This is a genomic window from Pontivivens ytuae, assembly GCF_015679265.1.
GTDB lineage: Bacteria > Pseudomonadota > Alphaproteobacteria > Rhodobacterales > Rhodobacteraceae > Pontivivens > Pontivivens ytuae.
On record NZ_CP064942.1, the window covers coordinates 1,184,956 to 1,201,810 of the forward strand.

The following is a 16,855-nucleotide window of genomic DNA, read 5'->3' on the forward strand; positions in this document are numbered from 1 at the left end:
TTTTATCCGGATCAGGGTTTCTGGCAAATCAACGTTAACGGATGGAAACCTCGAGGCACCCGCGGAATTGGTCTCATATCGGTGACCGATTGCAGCGGGCGGGCCAGGGGTGGACCGCCGGATGCGCAAGGGGCGCCGGGCGGGACGATGCGGCCGAGCGATGGGTGGCCGGTCCGCAGGCCCGCAGCGGTGAAACCGTGTTCAGGGGAGGCCGGGACCATCGTGGGGAGGGCCCGGTCTCTCCGCCCCCGCGGCCTTCAGGAAGGCGCGGATCAGCGCGGGATCCTTCACGCCCGGCGCACTCTCGACACCGGAGGAGAGGTCGACCTGCGTGGCCCCCGTGAGATTGGCGGCGCGCTGCACGTTGTCCGCCTCCAGCCCGCCGGCGAGCATCCAGGGCAGCGGCCAGCGCCGGCCGGAGAGCAGGCGCCAGTCGAAGGCGAGGCCGTTGCCGCCGGGCACCTCGCCGCCCGCGGGGGGCTTCGCATCCACCAGGATCTGGTCGGCGACCTCCGCATAGGTATCGAGGGCCGTAAGGTCGCTCTCGTCCCGCAGACCGAGGGCCTTCATCACCGGCAGCCCGTGGGTTCCGCGCACCTCCACCACCCGCTCCGGCGGCTCGGCGCCGTGGAGCTGGATCATGTCGAGCGGAACGGTGTCGAGCACCGCCTCCAGCGCCGCATCGTCGGGGTTCACGAAGAGGCCGACCTTCACCACGCCCGGCGGCACGTCGGCCGCCAGAGCGCGCGCGGTGTCCACCGACACGAGGCGCGACGACTTCTCGAAGAAGACGAAGCCGACATAGGCCGCTCCGCCCTCGACCGCGGCCGCGATGGTGTCGGGCGTCGACAGCCCGCAGATCTTCACTTTCATCAGTGGCTCACTTCAGGAGGGCGAGAACCTCGTCCTCTTCCCGTCCGGTATCCTTGCGCAGGGTCTGCACCTCCGCCTCCAGCTCGGCGATCTGGCGGCGGCGGCGCGCGGCGATGGTGCGGGTGCGCTGCTCACGCAGCCATTCCCACGACCAGCCGAGGGTGAAGCCACCGGCGGCCATCACGATCATGACGACGAAGAGCGGGACCTGCGTGCTCCACCCCGTAATGAACTGGAACTGGGTGGGCAGAAGCTCGACCACGACCGGCTCGCGGTTCGCGACGGCGAGCATGATGATGATGACGGCGAGCGCCAGGAGCAGGATCATCTTCAGGACGCGCATCACGGGGTCTCCCTTCCTTGGCGGGATCACTTGCCGTTCAGACGGTCCCGCAGCAACTTGCCTGTCTTGAAGAAAGGTACGTGTTTTTCGTCAACGTCAACCGCTTCGCCGGTCCGCGGGTTGCGACCGACCCGGCTTTCGCGCTTCTTGACCGAGAATGCTCCGAAGCCGCGCAGCTCGACACGGTTGCCCTGGGCCATCGCCTCCACGATCTCGTCGAAGATGGTACCGACAATCCGTTCGACGTCGCGCTGATAGAGATGCGGGTTTTCTTCGGCGATCTTCTGAATCAGCTCTGACTTGATCACGATGATCTGGCTCCTCGCCTTGTGTCGTCTCAGAGTCGCACGACCAAACCGCTCCGGTCAACGCAGCAAGGGTTTGAACCCCTTGAAGAAAGCACATTGAGCGCTGAATCGCCAGTTCAACGGCGGATTGACTTCTTTAAAGCAGTTGAAATCGGGCGTCCCGCGACCACGCGACAGGTTCAGATGCACAATTCGCGAATCGCACGGCCCAAGAAAAACGGCGCCCCCGGTCGGGGGGCGCCGTCTGTTTCGGTGCGCAAAATGCGCTCAGCTGTCTTCGCGATCCTTGAGCGCCGCGCCCAGGATGTCGCCGAGCGACGCGCCGGAATCGGAGGAGCCGTACTGCTCGACCGCTTCCTTCTCTTCCGCGATCTCGCGCGCCTTGATCGACAGGCCGAGGCGGCGGGCGTTCTTGTCGATGTTGGTGATGCGCGCATCGACCTTGTCACCGACGGAGAAGCGCTCGGGCCGCTGCTCGGAGCGATCCCGGCTGAGGTCGGAGCGGCGGATGAAGGCCTTCATGCCGTCGTACTCGACCTCGATGCCGCCATCCTCGATCGCGGTGACGTTCACCGTCACGACCTGGCCGCGCTTGATGCCGTCCACGGCACCGTCGAAGCTGTCATCGAGCGCCTTGATCGAGAGGGAGATGCGCTCGCGCTCCGGGTCCACCTCGGTGACCTTCGCACGGACGATATCGCCCTTCTTGTAGTCCTCGATCGCCTCTTCGCCACGGCGGTCCCAGTCGATGTCGCTGAGGTGCACCATGCCGTCGATGTCGCCTTCCAGACCGATGAACAGGCCGAACTCGGTGATATTCTTCACCTCGCCCTCGACCTCGGTGCCCGGCGGGAATGCGGCTTCGAAGTTCTCCCACGGGTTGCCCTGGGTCTGCTTCAGGCCGAGCGACACGCGACGCTTCGCGGTGTCGATCTCCAGCACCATGACCTCGACCTCCTGGGAGGTGGAGACGATCTTGCCCGGATGGACGTTCTTCTTCGTCCAGGACATCTCGGAGACGTGCACGAGGCCCTCGACCCCCGGCTCCAGCTCCACGAAGGCGCCGTAGTCGGTGATGTTGGTGACGCGGCCGGTGTGCTTCGAGCCGATGGGGAACTTGCCCTCGACCTCGTCCCACGGATCGGCCTGCAGCTGCTTCATGCCGAGCGAGATGCGCTGCGTCTCCTTGTTGATCTTGACGACCTGGACCTTCACGGTCTCGCCGATCGACAGGATCTCGGACGGGTGGTTGACCCGGCGCCATGCCATGTCGGTCACGTGCAGCAGGCCGTCGACACCGCCGAGGTCCACGAACGCACCGTATTCGGTGATGTTCTTGACCACACCGTCGATGACGTCGCCCTCGGACAGCTTGCCGACGATCTCGGCGCGCTGCTCGGCGCGGGACTCTTCCAGCACCGCACGGCGGGACACGACGATGTTGCCGCGGCGGCGGTCCATCTTGAGGATCTGGAACGGCTGGGGCAGGCCCATCAGCGGGCCGGCATCGCGCACGGGGCGCACATCGACCTGGGAGCCGGGCAGGAAGGCCACGGCGCCGCCGAGATCGACGGTGAAGCCACCCTTGACGCGGCCGAAGATCGCGCCCTCGACGCGCTCTTCCTTGGCGTAGGCCTTCTCCAGACGGTCCCATGCCTCTTCACGGCGGGCCTTGTCGCGGGAGATGACGGCTTCGCCGCGCGCGTTCTCGACACGCTCGAGGTAGACCTCGACTTCGTCACCGGGGGCGAGGCTCGCATCCTCGCCGGGCTTCGCGAATTCCTTGAGTTCGACACGGCCTTCCATCTTGTAGCCGATGTCGATGATGGCCTGACCCGCTTCGATCGCGATGACAGTGCCCTTGACGACGGTGCCCTCTTCGGGGGTCGCCAGCTCGAAGCTCTCGTTCAGGAGGGCTTCGAAATCTTCCATGCTTGCGTTGGTTGCCATAAGGCGGAGTTCTCCTAAAAGCAGTCTGATTTCACGGGCCAGGCGGTTGGGTCCGCCGGTCTTTGCACTTGGGTTTTGCCGCTGGCCGGAATGCACAATCCCGCCCGGACAGGGCGTTCAGACCCCGTTCCGGCCGGGAATCGTTGTTCCGGCCGCCTGCGCGACGGCGTCGCTATACGCCTTTCGGCCTGCAAGGGCAAGGTCAGGGCAGGGGATGGGCCGCGCGCGCCTGCTCGATCAGGGCGATGGCGCGGGCCACCGCAGCCTCAATGCTGAGCGTCGTGGTGTCGAAGAGATGCGCATCCGCCGCGGGCTTCATCGGTGCGGTATCGCGGGAGGCATCGCGCCGGTCGCGGGCCTGCAGGTCGCTCAGAACCTCCGCGACAGTCAGTTCGGCACGCGCCTTCACCAGCTCTGCATGCCGCCGCTTGGCCCGCTCGTCGTCGGAGGCGGTGACGTAGAGCTTCACCTCCGCCTCCGGACAGACCACCGTGCCGATGTCGCGCCCGTCGAGCACGGCGCCGCCTGCGCGCCGGGCAAAGGCGCGCTGCCAGTCGAGGAGCGCCGCGCGCACCGCCGGGATCGCCGCGACGACGGAGGCCGCCTGCCCCGCATCGCCGGTGCGCAGATCGTCCCGCGCCAGATCCTCCTCGCTCAGCGCCCGCGCCGCCTGCTCGGCACTCGTCGCGTCCACAGCGCCCGTATCCAGTGCCTTCGCCCCCGTGGCGCGGTAGAGCAGCCCGGTGTCGAGATGGGCAAAGCCGAAGTGTGCAGCAACCGCGCGCGCAATGGTGCCCTTGCCCGCCGCCGCCGGTCCGTCGATCGCCACCGTGAAGCTCATGCCGTCTCCTCCCCGAGGGCCGTGCGCCCTTCTTCTCTGTTCAAGTATCCCCGCCGGAGGCGCATGTCGCCTCCCCGCGGCGCGGTCTATTTCGTGGTCAGCTCCGGATCCTCGCCCTCAGCCATCGGCAGGTCGTCGCTGATCGGGTAGTAGTCGCCTTTCGAGGCGGTGAAAATGTGCCCCTTGAGCGTGAGCCCGGTGGACCCGTCGAGAGAGCCCGCCCAGATCGAGATGTTCTCCCCGCCGCCATCCCAGAACAGCGAGGAGCCGCAATCGGGGCAGAAGCCCCGGCGGGCCGCATCCGAGCTCACATACCACTTCACGTCGCCCGCGATCCGCACCTTGTCCTTCGGGGCGGAGGTCGCCGCACCATAATGGCCGGAGGTCTTGCGGCACTGGGTGCAGTGACAGGAGATGACGGGCCGCAGCGGACCCTCGACCCGGTACTTCACCGCGCCGCAGAGGCAGCTTCCGTGATGGCGCTCGGACATGGTCGTCTCCTTCGTGGTGGCGGGAAGCCTAGTGCGATGGGGCGGGATGCCTAGTCACGCCGCCGGGGCGAAGAGACAAGGGCAGCGCCCGACCTGGAGGGCGCTTTCCGGCGGGTTTTGATGGGTCCGCGCCCTCAAGCATCGATGGCGCGTCTTCTGCAAACGACATCGCCATCGCGCCCTCCGGGGGGGGGTCGGGCGCGGCCCGGCGTGGCCGCCGGGCGGAACGCTTCACCCGTTCTCCCGCCGGAAGGAGGCGCCGAGGCTCTCCATCAGCGGCAGGAAGTTGGGGAAGCTCGTCTCAACCACCGTCGCGTCGTCGATCTTCACCGCCCGCCGCGCGCCGAGCCCCAGGCAGAAGAAGCTCATCGCGATCCGGTGGTCGAGCCGCGTGCCGACCGTCGCCCCACCCGGCACCTCGCCCCCGGTGCCGTGAACGGTGAAGGTGTCCTCCGTCTCCTCGACCCGCACGCCGCAGGCCTCCAAGCCCCGGGCCATGGCGTCGATGCGGTCGCTCTCCTTCACACGCAGTTCCTTGACGCCGCGCATGACGGTCGTCCCCTCCGCCATCGCCGCCACGACCGAGAGGATCGGGTACTCGTCGATCATCGAGGCAGCGCGCTCCGGCGGCACCTCGATCCCCTTCATCGGACCGAAGCGGGCGCGCAGGTCGGCGACGGGCTCGCCGCCCTCCAGCCGCTCGTTCTCGTAGGTGAGGTCCGCGCCCATCTCGCGCAGCGTGGTGTAGAGCCCGGCCCGCGTCGGGTTGAGGCCGATGCCCGGCACCAGCACGTCCGACCCCTCGCAGAGCAGCGCGGCGCAGACCGGGAAGGCGGCGGAGGACGGATCGCGCGGCACCACGATATGCTGGGGCGTGAGCTCCGGCTGTCCCTTCAGCACGATGGTGCGGCCGTCCACCTCGACCTCGGCGCCGAAGCCGCGGAGCATCCGCTCCGTATGGTCGCGGGTCGCCTCGATCTCCTCCACCACCGTCTCGCCCGGCGCGTTGAGACCGGCGAGGAGCACGGCGGATTTCACCTGAGCCGACGGCACGGGCGTGGCGTAGCGGACCGGCACCGGGTTCGCGGCCCCGACCAGCGTCAGGGGCAGACGGCCCCCGGCGCGGCCATGCGCCTCGGCCCCGAACAGCGCCAGCGGATCGGTCACGCGGCCCATGGGGCGGGAGCGCAGGGACGCATCCCCGGTGAAGGTCGTGGAAAACCCGTGCGTCGCGACGGTGCCCATCAGCAGCCGCACGCCGGTCCCCGAATTGCCGCAGTCGATGACATCCTCGGGCTCCGAGAAGCCGCCGACACCAACGCCATGAACCGACCACTCGCCCGGCCCGTGGCGGATCACCTCGGCGCCCAGCGCCTCCATCGCCTTTGCGGTGTCGAGCACGTCCTGCCCTTCGAGAAGCCCCGTCACCTGCGTCTCACCCACCGCCATCGCGCCGAAGATCAGCGAGCGGTGGGAGACGGATTTGTCCCCCGGCACCTCGGCCGTTCCGGTGAGCTTCGCGCCGGGCACGGCGCTCATCGGGCGGGGATCGGTGCTGTGGGACATGGGGCCTCCTCTCGGGTCGTCGCCCGCCGCTATAGCGGGCGCGCCGGGGGGACGTCCATGGCGAAGCGGCGCGGCCCTGCCGATGCGCGCCTCAACGCGGCTCAGGCACCCTGCGGCTCCGGGACCCGCACAGCCGCCTCCGGCGCATCCTCGGCCGGCATCTCACCCAACCACCGCTTGGGGTTCTCATGGGCGATCTGCCAAAACGCCTCCTCCCCCAGCGCGAAACGGAGGCGCATCGAGAGGCTCCGCTCCGGCAGCTCCTCCTGCTCGGTCATGTAGAAGTCGGAGCCGAAGAGCACGCGGTCGCGGATCCGCCGGTCCTGCAGGAAGACGGAGAGCACCGGGATGTAGTCCTCGTAATTGAACGAGGTGTAGGAGATGTCGGTATAGAGCCCCGGATAGGTCCGCACACCCGGCGCATCCTCCGCCCGCAGCATGTCGAGAAGGGAGGCGAGGAAGTTCTCCTTCCGCGCCTCGGGGTCCGCGGGATCGAGGCCGACCTTCACGTATTCCTCCCACGCCGCGCCACCACCGAAATGGGCGAGGCAGACGCGCAGGTCGGGGAAGCTCTCCAGCACCGGTTTGAAGGCCTGCGGCCGCGCCAGCAGGTTCGCCGACCACTTGTCGAGCCGTGCCCCGCGCACGCCGCCCCGGGAGCAATGGCTGAGCACCGGCAGGTCATGTTCGATGCAGTAGGGATAGACCTTCTCCATCAGCCTGCGGTCGGAGGGATCGAAGCCCAGCGGCGGGTAGAGCTTCACGCCGCGAAAGCCGTACTCCTCCACACAGCGGCGCAGTTCGGAGAAGTGCTCCGGATTGCGGGGATCGACGGCGGCGAAGGGGATCACGGCGCCGCCGCCCTCCGGATCGCGGGCAAGCGCGGCCAGTTCGTCATGCTGCGCGCCCAGATCCTTGCACACATCACCCGCGCCCATCTGGCTCATGTCCATCGGCAGCACGACGAAGCGGGTGCCGGAGGGGTAGTAGCGCTGGACGTGGCGGAGCATGTCCTTCTGGGTCTCGAGCCCGCCGGTCGCGATGAAGCGGCTGAGGCGCACAAGGCTGTCATCCCCGATCAGCCGCCCGACGCCGCGCAGGCTGCTCTTCGTGATCCGGTGCCCGGTGCGCGTCCGGGCCAGCCAATTGCGCACGCCCTTCGGCAGCCAGCTCACCGGATAGCGGTCAGGCGTGTGTTCGAGCGTGAAGAGATGGATGTGACAGTTCGTGATACGGCGCGACATGGGCGGACCTCTTGGCTGGGGGCGCCTCAAGTCTCGCAATCGACCGCGATGTCTTTGTTACTTCTCGCCGCGCAGGGCGTTATTTCTTCGTGAATAAGAAGCGTGTTCAGAGCCGGCGGAAGGTGAGGTAGTGCGGCGTGCGCCCCTCCCGGATCGCCTTCGCCTCGTAGCGGGTGCGGGTCCAGTCCTGCCAGGGCGCGCGCCAGTCGGCCGGCCCCTCGGCGGTCCACTCGAATTCGGGCATGGCGTGAACGACTTCGAGCGTGTGGCGCACGTAGTCCTCGATATCCGTCGCGACCCGCAGATGCGCACCGGGCTTCAGCGCGCGGGCGAGCATCGCGAAGTTCTCCGGATTGGCGAAGCGGCGGCGATGGTGCCGGGTCTTCGGCCACGGATCGGGGTAGAGCAGGAAGGCGCGGTCGAGGCTCGCCTCGGGCAGCACTTCGAGCAGGTCGCGCGCATCGCCGGGATGGATGCGCACGTTCTCCAGCCGATCCTCCCGCATCTTCGACAAAAGCTGCGCGACGCCGTTGATGAAGGGCTCACAGCCGATGAGGCCGACCTCCGGATAGGTCCGCGCCTGGTGGAAAAGGTGCTCCCCGCCGCCGAAGCCGATCTCCAGCCAGACCGGCGCGTCGCGGCCGAAGAGCGCGGGCAGGCCGAGCGGCGTGCGCTCCGGGTTCTCCGCCCGCGTCACGCCCTTGGGCGCGATCGTGGCATGAAGCTGGTCCATGTCGCGCTGCTGGGCGGGGCGCAGCTTCTTGCCCTTGCGCCGGCCGTAGAAGTTGCGCCAGGGCGTGCCATCGGGCCGCAGGGCGGAGCGGGTCTTCTCCATGCGCACCACCGGCAGGGCGAGGCCCCCGCGGGTCTCGTGCCGGTCGGGCCCGGTCTCGGTATAGCCCTGGGCCGCGTAGAAGCCGCGGGCGGCGAGGCTGGCGGTCACGGTGATGCGCAACGCACCGTCCTCGAACAGCGCGAGTTCGGCGGCGGCCAGCAGCGCCCGGGCGATCCCCTGCCCCTGCGCGGCCGGATCGACATACAGGCCCACGATTTCGCCCACGGCCCCCTCGTGCATCTGGCGGCCGCTGAAGCCGCGGGGCGTGCCGTCGAACTCGGCCACGGTGAGATATTCGCCACCCTCTGCCGCCCGGGCGTAGTCCTCCGCCGCGCGGCCCGCCAGCCAGCTCTCCCGCTCCTTACCCGAGTAGAGCGTGTCGGGAATCGCCTGGATCGCGGCGCGGTGGATCAGCAGCAGCGCCTCGCCATCGGCGGGCGCGAAGGGGCGCAAGGTCGGTGTCATGGGCCGGGGCGTTACACGACCGCTCGCGCGGCGTCCACCGGGCGCGGCTTCTCCATGGCGGCCACCGCGATCTCCAACCCGCCGCCGGTGGGGACGGTGTGCCGTCGGGCGACACGGTAGCCCTGCGCGGCGTAGAACGGCTGGGCCGGAAGGCTCGCCTGGACGAGGATGCGGGGAACGCCCCGGGCAAAGAGCGCGCGTTCGGCGTGTTGCAGCAGCGCGCGGCCGAGGCCCGCGCCCTGTGCCTCCGGATCGACATGCAGGGCCGTAATCCGGCCGTCGCTGCCTTCGACCCGGTGGCCGCAATAGCCGGCGGGGCGGCCGTCCTGCTCCGCCACCAGCAGGGTCACACCGTTGGCAACGGACTTCGCAAAGGCGTCAGGCCTGCGGTCGGTGACCCAGCTCGTCCGCTGCTCCGCGGAATAGAGCGCGGCGTCCACCGCGAAGATCCAACGGTTGCGGATCGCGAGCAGGTCATCGGCATCGGCGAGCCGGAACGGGCGGATCAGGGGCATGAACGCAGACCTACCCCGCCGAAGCAGCGGGAATGCCCAGACCGAGACGAGGGCAACCCGCGCTCAGATGTCCCGGCCGCGGCGCAAAAGCTCCTCGATCCGCTCGCGCTGCATCCGGGCGCTGTCCCCGCCGCCGAAGGCGAGCGCGCCGCCCGAATACTCGTTGCCATAGGTCAGCGCGATGTTGGCGAGCTGGCCGAGGCCGGAGATAAGCTGGTCCTTCTCCAGCGGCGAGAGCGGGTGGATGTAGACCGCCCAGAGCCGCCCGTTCGCCACCGCGTAGCGCGCGTCGAGCGCCGTATCGAAATTGGCCTGCATGGCCCGCTCTAGCTCCTCCCGGCTCATGCCCTCGGCCGAGCGGATCGGGATCATCGCGCGCATCCGGTCCGCGCCCGCATCGGTGAAGATCGTGACGGGCAGCTCCGCGATGGTGAGCTCGAAGGCGCTGCCGTTGCCGCGGGCCTCGGGATCGAGGGCGATCAGGATCTCGGCAAGGCGCGGGACGGTCATCGCCTCCTCGACCGTGGGCGGCTCGGAGGCATCCTGCGCCAGCGTGGCGGGGGCGGACAGGACGGCGACGGACAGCAGGACGGCACGCAGCATACGGGTCTCCTCGAGGTGCGGTTTCGAGGAGAGGCTACGCCCTGGCCCCCGCGGGGGCCAAGGCACGTCTCGGTGAGAGATGTTTCAGACGAGCCGCTTAAGCTCGTCCACCAGATCCGTCTTCTCCCACGAGAAGCCGCCATCGGCCTCGGGCGTGCGGCCGAAATGACCATAGGCTGCGGTGCGCTGGTAGATGGGCTTCGCCAGCCCCAGCGTCTCCCGAATGCCGCGGGGGGTGAGGTCCATCAGCGAGGGGATCGCGCCCTCGATCCGGCTCTCGTCCACCTCGCCGGTGCCGTAGGTGTCGCAGTAGATCGACAGCGGTGCGGCCACGCCGATCGCGTAGCTGAGCTGGATCGTGCAGCGGCTGGCGAGGCCCGCGGCCACAACGTTCTTCGCGAGGTAGCGCGCAGCATAGGCCGCCGAGCGATCCACCTTGGTCGGATCCTTACCGGAGAACGCACCGCCGCCGTGGGGTGCTGCACCGCCATAGGTGTCCACGATGATCTTGCGGCCCGTCAGGCCCGCATCGCCGTCCGGCCCGCCGATCACGAACTTGCCGGTCGGGTTCACGTGCCAGACGGTGGCGGGCGTCAGCCAGCCCTCGGGCAGCGTCTCGCGGATGTAGGGCTCCACGATCTCGCGGACCTGATCGCTCGACAGGCTCTCGTCGAGGTGCTGGGTGGAGAGCACGACCGAGGTCACGCCGGTGGGTTTGCCATGCTCGTAGCGGACGGAGAGCTGGGATTTCGCATCGGGGCCGAGCGCCGGCTCCGCGCCCGACTTGCGCACCTCGGCGAGCCGCTTGAGGATCGCGTGGGAATAGAGGATCGGGGCGGGCATCAGCTCCGGCGTCTCCGTGCAGGCATAGCCGAACATGATGCCCTGGTCGCCGGCACCTTCCGCATCGACGCCCTGCGCGATGTGGGTGGACTGCTCGTGGAGGTAGTTGTCGACCTCCATGCTTTCCCAGTGGAAACCGTCCTGCTCGTAGCCGATGTCCTTGACGCACTCGCGCGCGATGTCCGCGACCTTGCGCGTCACGGCCTCGGGCCCGCGGACCTCGCCGCCGATCACGACACGGTTGGTGGTTGCAAAGGTCTCGCAGGCGACGCGCGCCAGCGGCTCCTCGGCGAGAAAGGCGTCGAGCACCGCATCGGAGATGCGGTCACACACCTTGTCGGGATGGCCTTCCGAGACGGACTCGGAGGTGAAGAGATAGTTCTGCCGTGTCATGGGGGTCGCTCCGCATTAAAGGGTACAACCCGGAGAAGCAGGAAGCCGCCGCAGCCGGGAGGGGCCGGACATCCGACCGAGGACCGGTGGATACCCACGCGGGGCGAAATTGCAAGGGCGTTCGTCAATCTCCGGCCGCGGCCGTTGCGATCCTGTCGGCGAGAATCGCGCGGCATCGCTCGTGCGCGACGGCCACGGGCGGGTGCGCCATGAGCCGGGCGATCTCCGCCTCCAGCGGGTCGAGATAGGCGAGGATCGCGCCGTCCTGCGCCTGGTTCGCGTCCATCCGCTCGAAATGCTCGTCATCGTGGCGGACCCCGGCGGCAGGCGTGACCGCACCGCGCCCCCGCGTCCGGCGCAGGGCGTAGACGTCGCGCGTGCGCACCGAATAGTGGTTCACCTGCCCCAGCCCGTACATGCCGTTGACCCGCGGCACCCGGCTGACCGGGCCGCCCTCGCCGGCATAGCGGTAGGTCCAGAACACCTCGTCCACCTGCTGCCCGCCGCCCCCGATGAAGAGCGGGTAGCCGCCCTCCGCATCAGGCCGCAGGATCGGGCGGTGGGGGTCCATCTCCACCACGTCGTCGCTCATGACGAAGAGCGTCTTGATCGTCTCGTGCATCGGGCGCTGGCGCGGAGCACAGGCGGTGAAGTGCGAGCCGATCTGGCGACCCGGCCACTCCGTCAGACCGCCGGAGCCCATCAGCCTCCAGTGCAGGCAGATGCCGCCGAGGTCCCGGCGATACCGCCGCCGCGCCTGCCGGTCCGTCCGGCGCAGCCAGCCCGGCAGCGTCGCACCGCGGCCGAGCGAGAGGTACTCGTCGAGGTCGAGCCACATCACCCAGTCGCCACGCCGCGCCGCCCCGCTCTCCATGAACAGCCGCGCCGCGTTGCGCTGGGGTGCCACGCCCTCGGGCACCACATGCGCATGGCCGCTGACCGGTGCGACCTCGCCCAGCGCCGCGATCAGCTCCGCCGAGCCGTCATCGGTGTCGTTGTGGTAGAGCACGATCCGCTCGAACCCCACCACGAGGTGATGCGCCACCCATTCCAGCAGGAACGGACCCTCGTTCTTCAGGGCGCTGAACAGGATGAGGGACATGGGGCTCCGGGCTTGTCTCGCAGGCGGTTCGTCAGGCGCCCGACGCTACAGATGCACGGCACCGGGCTCAATCGCTGCGGCACGAAACATATCTCTTGCGTGGCGGGCAAGCTTTCACTATCTGCCCGCGCAGACGCCAACGCACGCGCCTCCGGCACGGTGGCCTTTCCGCACGGTTATGCAGCGACGGTAACGTCTCCCTTGGAAGTGAGCGGTCATATATGGCCGGGTCTATTGGAGATGACCATGAACGCTTTTGCAGGCGACCTCGCCGGTCGCGTCGCTGAACCTGTCCGCCCCTCCCGCGTGGAGGCTTTCATTGCCGCGAACAGTTTCGACCGGCCGACGCTGGTGCTGGATACGGACGTGGTCGCGGCGAATTACCGTGCGCTGGCCGCGGGCCTCGGCGCCGCCCGCATCCACTACGCGGTGAAGGCGAACCCGGCGCCCGAGATACTCGCCCGGCTGGTGGCCGAGGGTGCGGCCTTCGACGCCGCCTCCCGTGGTGAGATCGAGCTTTGCCTCTCGCAAGGCGCGCGGGCCGAGGACATCTCCTTCGGCAACACGGTCAAGCGCGCCGTCGACATCGCGTTCGCGCATCAGGCGGGCGTCCGCCTCTTCGCCGCCGACGCGGCCGAGGAGCTGGAGAAGATCGCCCGCCACGCGCCGGGCGCGCAGGTCTATATCCGCCTGATCGTGACGGCGTCCGAGGCCGACTGGCCGCTCAGCCGCAAGTTCGGTTGCACGCCGGACATGGCGCTCGACCTGATGGACCAGGCCCGGCTGCTGGGCCTCGTCCCGGTCGGCCTCTCGTTCCATGTCGGCTCCCAGACGCGGCGTGCCGCCATGTGGGGTGCGACGCTCGACGAGATGGCGCAGGTCTGGCACCGGGCGCAGGCGGCGGGCCACCGGCTCACCCTCCTCAACATCGGCGGCGGCTTCCCGGCCTTCTACGGTGAGGCGGTGGAGGCCCCGACCGCCTATGCCACCGAAGTGATGCAGATGGTGCGCGCCCGCTTCGGCGCCGTGCCCCGCGTGATGGCCGAGCCCGGGCGCGGTCTGGTGGCCGAGGCCGGTGCCATCGCCGCCGAGGTCCTGCTCACCTCCCGCAAGTCGGAGGATGACCTGCACCGCTGGGTCTATCTCGACATCGGCAAGTTCTCGGGGCTGGCGGAGACCATCGATGAGGCGATCCGCTACCAGTTCCTGACCCCGCGCGACGGCGAGCAGACGGGCCCCTGCATCCTTGCCGGCCCCTCCTGCGACAGCGCCGACGTGCTCTACGAAAAGCGGCCGGTGCAGTTGCCGCTGAGCCTCGCTTCGGGCGACCGGATCGTGATCCGCAACGCGGGTGCCTACACGTCGAGCTACGCCTCCGTCGGCTTCAACGGCTTCCCGCCGCTCGACGTCGTGGTGCTCTGAGCCCTTCGGATTCGCCCAAATATCCCCGCCGGAGGCGACACCAACGCCTCCGGCCCGCGCCTGCGTCCGCATATCGCGTTGGCGGTACGCCCCTCTACTCGATCGGCGGCAGCGTCGCCGTCGCCCGGCAGTCGCGGATTACGTCGGCCCCACAGGTCCGCGGCTCCAGCGAGCGGGTGAGGCAGATCCGCGCCTCCTGGATCCGCCCGTCTCGGCAGGTGATGGTGATGCCGTCGGCCTCCAGCTCCGGGTTCGCCTCCAGGAACGCCTCCTCGATCACCAGCGGATCGAGGCGCAGCGCCTCCTCCACCCGGCGCAGCACCTCGGGGCGCACGACGCTGCCATAAGCCTCCCGCGACAGCGCGAAATAGTCCTCGTAGCTCAGCCCCGTGCAGCGCCCGTGTTTGCGCCACTGATGCCAGGCGAGCCCGCCGGAGCCCATGATGTCGGCCATCGCCCCGGTCTCCGCCCGCGAGGGGTCGCGGCCCGTGCGCGCGCACCACTCCGGCCACCCCTCCTCATACTGCGGCCACAGACCGTGGAGCACGAAGCCGAGGTCGCGCGCGCACGCCTCCGGCCCCTGCCCCTCGCCCGCGCACCAGGAGGGCTGCCAGCTCAGGCTCATCACGTAGTAGTCGAACTCGCCGGGCTCGTCGGCGCGCAGCGGCCCCGCCAGCGTCAGAAGCACCAGAAGCCACCGCATCACAAATCCCCTTTATCCCCGCGACGGTCCGGCTTATATACCGTGCAATTCCCCAACGGAAACGGCACCCGGCCCCGGCCCACCGATTTCTCGGCACGGGAAAGGTTTGGATTTCGGAGAGGACCATGGCGCTTCCCATCATGCAGAAAGCCACCGCCGTCTGGCTGGTGGACAACACCACCCTCAGCTTCAAGCAGATCGCCGAGTTCACCGGCCTGCACGAGCTGGAGGTGCACGGCATCGCGGACGGCGAGGTGGCGGTCGGCATCAAGGGCTTCGATCCCATCGTCAACAACCAGCTCACCGCCGAGGAGATCCGCCGCGCCGAGGAGAACCCCAAGGCGAAGCTCCAGCTCAAGTACAACCCCGCCGCCGAGGGAGAGCAGAAGCGGAAAGGCCCGCGCTACACGCCGCTTTCCAAGCGCCAGGACCGCCCGGCCGCCATCGCGTGGCTGGTGAAGTTCCACCCCGAGCTCTCCGACGGTCAGATCTCCAAGCTCGTCGGGACCACCAAGCCCACGATCCAGTCGATCCGCGACCGGACGCACTGGAACATCGCCAACATCCAGCCGGTCGATCCGGTGGCGCTCGGCATGTGCAAGCAGACCGAGCTCGACGCCGCCGTCGCCAAGGCCGTGGCGAAGAAGGCGAAGGACGGCGAAGTCCTCAGCGAGGACGAGAAGCTGCGCCTGATGAGCACGGACGAGAGCCTCGCCGCCGAGGCGAAGATCCCCGCCGCCATGGAAGGGCTGGAAAACTTCACCTTCGGCGACGGCAACGCACCGGCCGAGGAGAAGACCGAAGAGGCCGAGATCGACGCCGACAGCTTCTTCAACCTGCCCGGCGGCGACGCGGAAAAGGACGAGGAGGACGAGAAGTCCTGAGCCCCGCTCAGCGCGCCTTCGTCCTGAACGGAAGCTGCGCCGTCACCTCCGGGTCGGAGAGGTCGGCGTAGCGCTCCGCATCCCGCCGCCGAAACGGCCCCGCGCCGAAGAGCCGGACGGTGGTGAAGATGAGTGCCACCAGCGCGCGGTTCACCCGCGCCTCCCGCATCAGCTCCCGAAACAGATCGTCGGCAAAACGCCGGTCGGCGTCGCGCGCGCGGCGCCCCGGCACGTCCTGCCACGCGATGTAGAGGTAGTCGTGCACGATCGCGGCCTCCAGATAGGGGCCGACGCGGCTCACGATGATGCGGGCAAGGCGCGGCACGCTGACCAGATCGGTGATCAGCCCGCCCGGCACCACGATCTGCCGCCACCCGCCCCCGTCCGGCCGCCAGCTCACGCCATACGGCACCGCGACAATAAAATCGGCGTCCTCGCCGTCGCGCATCTTCGGCGCGTCCCTGAGGCGCAGGAGCTTCAGCGCGGTGTCGTAGCGGACCTCCGCGATCTCGACCATGCCGTCGGGATAGGGATTGGCGGGTTCGGCGGGCCGGTCGAAGCGCTGCATCTGATTCCCCTTTCCCGGCCGCCCGTTCCAGAGTAACCGAAAGCCCATGCTGGACGAGACCGACATCCATCCCCTCTTCGCGGGCGCGCCTGCCACGACGGAGTTCAAGAAGCTCCGCAAGCGGCTGGTGCGCCAGGTCCGCGAGGCGATCGAGACCTATTCGATGGTCGAGCCGGGCGCGAAGTGGCTGGTGTGCCTGTCCGGCGGCAAGGACAGCTACACCCTGCTCGCAGTGCTGCACGAGCTGCAATGGCGCGGCCTGTTGCCGGTCGAGCTGCTCGCCTGCAATCTCGACCAGGGCCAGCCGGGCTTTCCGGCGACGGTCCTGCCGGAGTTCCTGGAGGCGCGCGGCGTCCCCCACCGGATCGAGTACGCGGACACCTATTCCGTCGTCGTCGACAAGATCGCATCGGGCGGCACCATGTGCTCGCTCTGCTCCCGCCTGCGCCGCGGCAACCTCTACCGCATCGCGCGGGAGGAAGGGTGCACGGCCGTCGTCCTCGGCCACCACCGCGACGACATCCTGGAGACGTTCTTCATGAACCTCTTCCATGGCGGGCGGCTCGCGACCATGCCGCCGAAGCTGCTGAACGAGGAGGGCGACCTGCACGTCATCCGCCCCCTTGCCTTCGTCGCCGAGGCCGATTGCGGGAAGTTCGCGACCGCGATGGACTACCCGATCATCCCCTGCGACCTCTGCGGTAGCCAGGACGGGCTGCAGCGCCAGCAGGTCAAGCAGATCCTCGACGGGTGGGAGCAGAACAACCCCGGCCGGAGGCAGGTCATGTTCCGTGCGCTGATGAACGCGCGGCCCTCGCATCTGGCCGACCCGCAGCTCTTCGACTTTGCGGCACTGATGCGGGGCGGCGGTTAAGCTCTCGGAAAGCAAGAGCTGCTAGGCAGGGC

The 16,855-nt window shown here is 68.7% G+C and carries 18 protein-coding genes and 1 pseudogene; 3 read left to right on the forward strand and 16 right to left on the reverse strand.

All coding sequences use genetic code 11. The annotated features are described in order from the left end of the window. Positions 1-201: 201 nt before the first annotated feature. The 14 genes and pseudogenes from I0K15_RS05690 to I0K15_RS05750 form a co-directional block, all read right to left on the reverse strand. On the reverse strand, positions 202-873 hold the full coding sequence (locus I0K15_RS05690; RefSeq protein WP_196104432.1) for a phosphoribosylanthranilate isomerase: 672 nt from the start codon (positions 871-873) through the stop codon (positions 202-204). Positions 874-880: 7 nt separating this feature from the next. After that, positions 881-1,216: a lipopolysaccharide assembly protein LapA domain-containing protein gene (locus tag I0K15_RS05695; protein WP_196104433.1), complete on the reverse strand. Its 336-nt coding sequence runs from the start codon at positions 1,214-1,216 to the stop codon at positions 881-883. Positions 1,217-1,242: 26 nt separating this feature from the next. After that, on the reverse strand, positions 1,243-1,524 hold the full coding sequence (gene ihfB, locus I0K15_RS05700) for an integration host factor subunit beta (RefSeq protein WP_196104434.1): 282 nt from the start codon (positions 1,522-1,524) through the stop codon (positions 1,243-1,245). A gap of 267 nt (positions 1,525-1,791) precedes the next feature. After that, positions 1,792-3,474, reverse strand: a complete 1,683-nt coding sequence (gene rpsA / locus I0K15_RS05705; RefSeq protein WP_196104435.1) for a 30S ribosomal protein S1 — start codon at positions 3,472-3,474, stop codon at positions 1,792-1,794. A 202-nt stretch (positions 3,475-3,676) separates the two neighbouring features. Continuing rightward, entirely contained in the window at positions 3,677-4,315 is a 639-nt protein-coding gene (cmk, locus tag I0K15_RS05710) for a (d)CMP kinase (protein ID WP_196104436.1), read from the reverse strand. Positions 4,316-4,401: 86 nt separating this feature from the next. After that, positions 4,402-4,806, reverse strand: a complete 405-nt coding sequence (locus I0K15_RS05715) for a GFA family protein (protein ID WP_196104437.1) — start codon at positions 4,804-4,806, stop codon at positions 4,402-4,404. 231 nt (positions 4,807-5,037) lie between these two features. Next, the gene (aroA, locus tag I0K15_RS05720; protein WP_196104438.1) at positions 5,038-6,372 is read right to left on the reverse strand and encodes a 3-phosphoshikimate 1-carboxyvinyltransferase; all 1,335 of its coding nucleotides are present in this window, start codon (positions 6,370-6,372) and stop codon (positions 5,038-5,040) included. Between the two features lie 101 nt (positions 6,373-6,473). Next, a complete protein-coding gene (locus I0K15_RS05725) occupies positions 6,474-7,616 on the reverse strand; it encodes an amidohydrolase family protein (protein ID WP_196104439.1) in 1,143 nt (380 codons plus the stop codon). 106 nt (positions 7,617-7,722) lie between these two features. Then, complete coding sequence (gene trmB, locus I0K15_RS21015) at positions 7,723-8,451, reverse strand: tRNA (guanine(46)-N(7))-methyltransferase TrmB (RefSeq protein WP_230374387.1); 729 nt, start codon at positions 8,449-8,451, stop codon at positions 7,723-7,725. A 93-nt stretch (positions 8,452-8,544) separates the two neighbouring features. Beyond that, positions 8,545-8,916 (reverse strand): annotated as a pseudogene (locus I0K15_RS21020) (N-acetyltransferase family protein); the annotation flags it as partial. Positions 8,917-8,927: 11 nt separating this feature from the next. Next, complete coding sequence (locus I0K15_RS05735) at positions 8,928-9,431, reverse strand: GNAT family N-acetyltransferase (RefSeq protein ID WP_196104441.1); 504 nt, start codon at positions 9,429-9,431, stop codon at positions 8,928-8,930. A 63-nt stretch (positions 9,432-9,494) separates the two neighbouring features. Continuing rightward, the gene (locus tag I0K15_RS05740) at positions 9,495-10,034 is read right to left on the reverse strand and encodes a hypothetical protein (protein ID WP_196104442.1); all 540 of its coding nucleotides are present in this window, start codon (positions 10,032-10,034) and stop codon (positions 9,495-9,497) included. Positions 10,035-10,118: 84 nt separating this feature from the next. Further along, positions 10,119-11,270, reverse strand: a complete 1,152-nt coding sequence (metK, locus tag I0K15_RS05745; RefSeq protein WP_196104443.1) for a methionine adenosyltransferase — start codon at positions 11,268-11,270, stop codon at positions 10,119-10,121. A gap of 124 nt (positions 11,271-11,394) precedes the next feature. Beyond that, a complete protein-coding gene (locus I0K15_RS05750) occupies positions 11,395-12,372 on the reverse strand; it encodes a glycosyltransferase family 2 protein (RefSeq protein ID WP_196104444.1) in 978 nt (325 codons plus the stop codon). A gap of 246 nt (positions 12,373-12,618) precedes the next feature. On the opposite strand from I0K15_RS05750, the gene I0K15_RS05755 reads away from it, so the two are divergent. Beyond that, complete coding sequence (locus tag I0K15_RS05755; protein WP_196104445.1) at positions 12,619-13,794, forward strand: type III PLP-dependent enzyme; 1,176 nt, start codon at positions 12,619-12,621, stop codon at positions 13,792-13,794. A 94-nt stretch (positions 13,795-13,888) separates the two neighbouring features. Here I0K15_RS05755 and I0K15_RS05760 read toward each other — a convergent pair whose 3' ends face one another. Next, entirely contained in the window at positions 13,889-14,497 is a 609-nt protein-coding gene (locus tag I0K15_RS05760; protein WP_196104446.1) for a ribonuclease T2 family protein, read from the reverse strand. 125 nt (positions 14,498-14,622) lie between these two features. Between I0K15_RS05760 and I0K15_RS05765 the strand changes: the two genes are divergently transcribed. Further along, positions 14,623-15,381, forward strand: a complete 759-nt coding sequence (locus tag I0K15_RS05765; protein ID WP_196104447.1) for a DUF1013 domain-containing protein — start codon at positions 14,623-14,625, stop codon at positions 15,379-15,381. Positions 15,382-15,388: 7 nt separating this feature from the next. On the opposite strand, the gene I0K15_RS05770 is transcribed toward I0K15_RS05765, so the two are convergent. Beyond that, entirely contained in the window at positions 15,389-15,949 is a 561-nt protein-coding gene (locus I0K15_RS05770; RefSeq protein ID WP_196104448.1) for a DUF1353 domain-containing protein, read from the reverse strand. Between the two features lie 46 nt (positions 15,950-15,995). On the opposite strand from I0K15_RS05770, the gene ttcA reads away from it, so the two are divergent. Continuing rightward, positions 15,996-16,823: a tRNA 2-thiocytidine(32) synthetase TtcA gene (ttcA, locus tag I0K15_RS05775; RefSeq protein ID WP_196104449.1), complete on the forward strand. Its 828-nt coding sequence runs from the start codon at positions 15,996-15,998 to the stop codon at positions 16,821-16,823. Positions 16,824-16,855 lie beyond the last annotated feature (32 nt).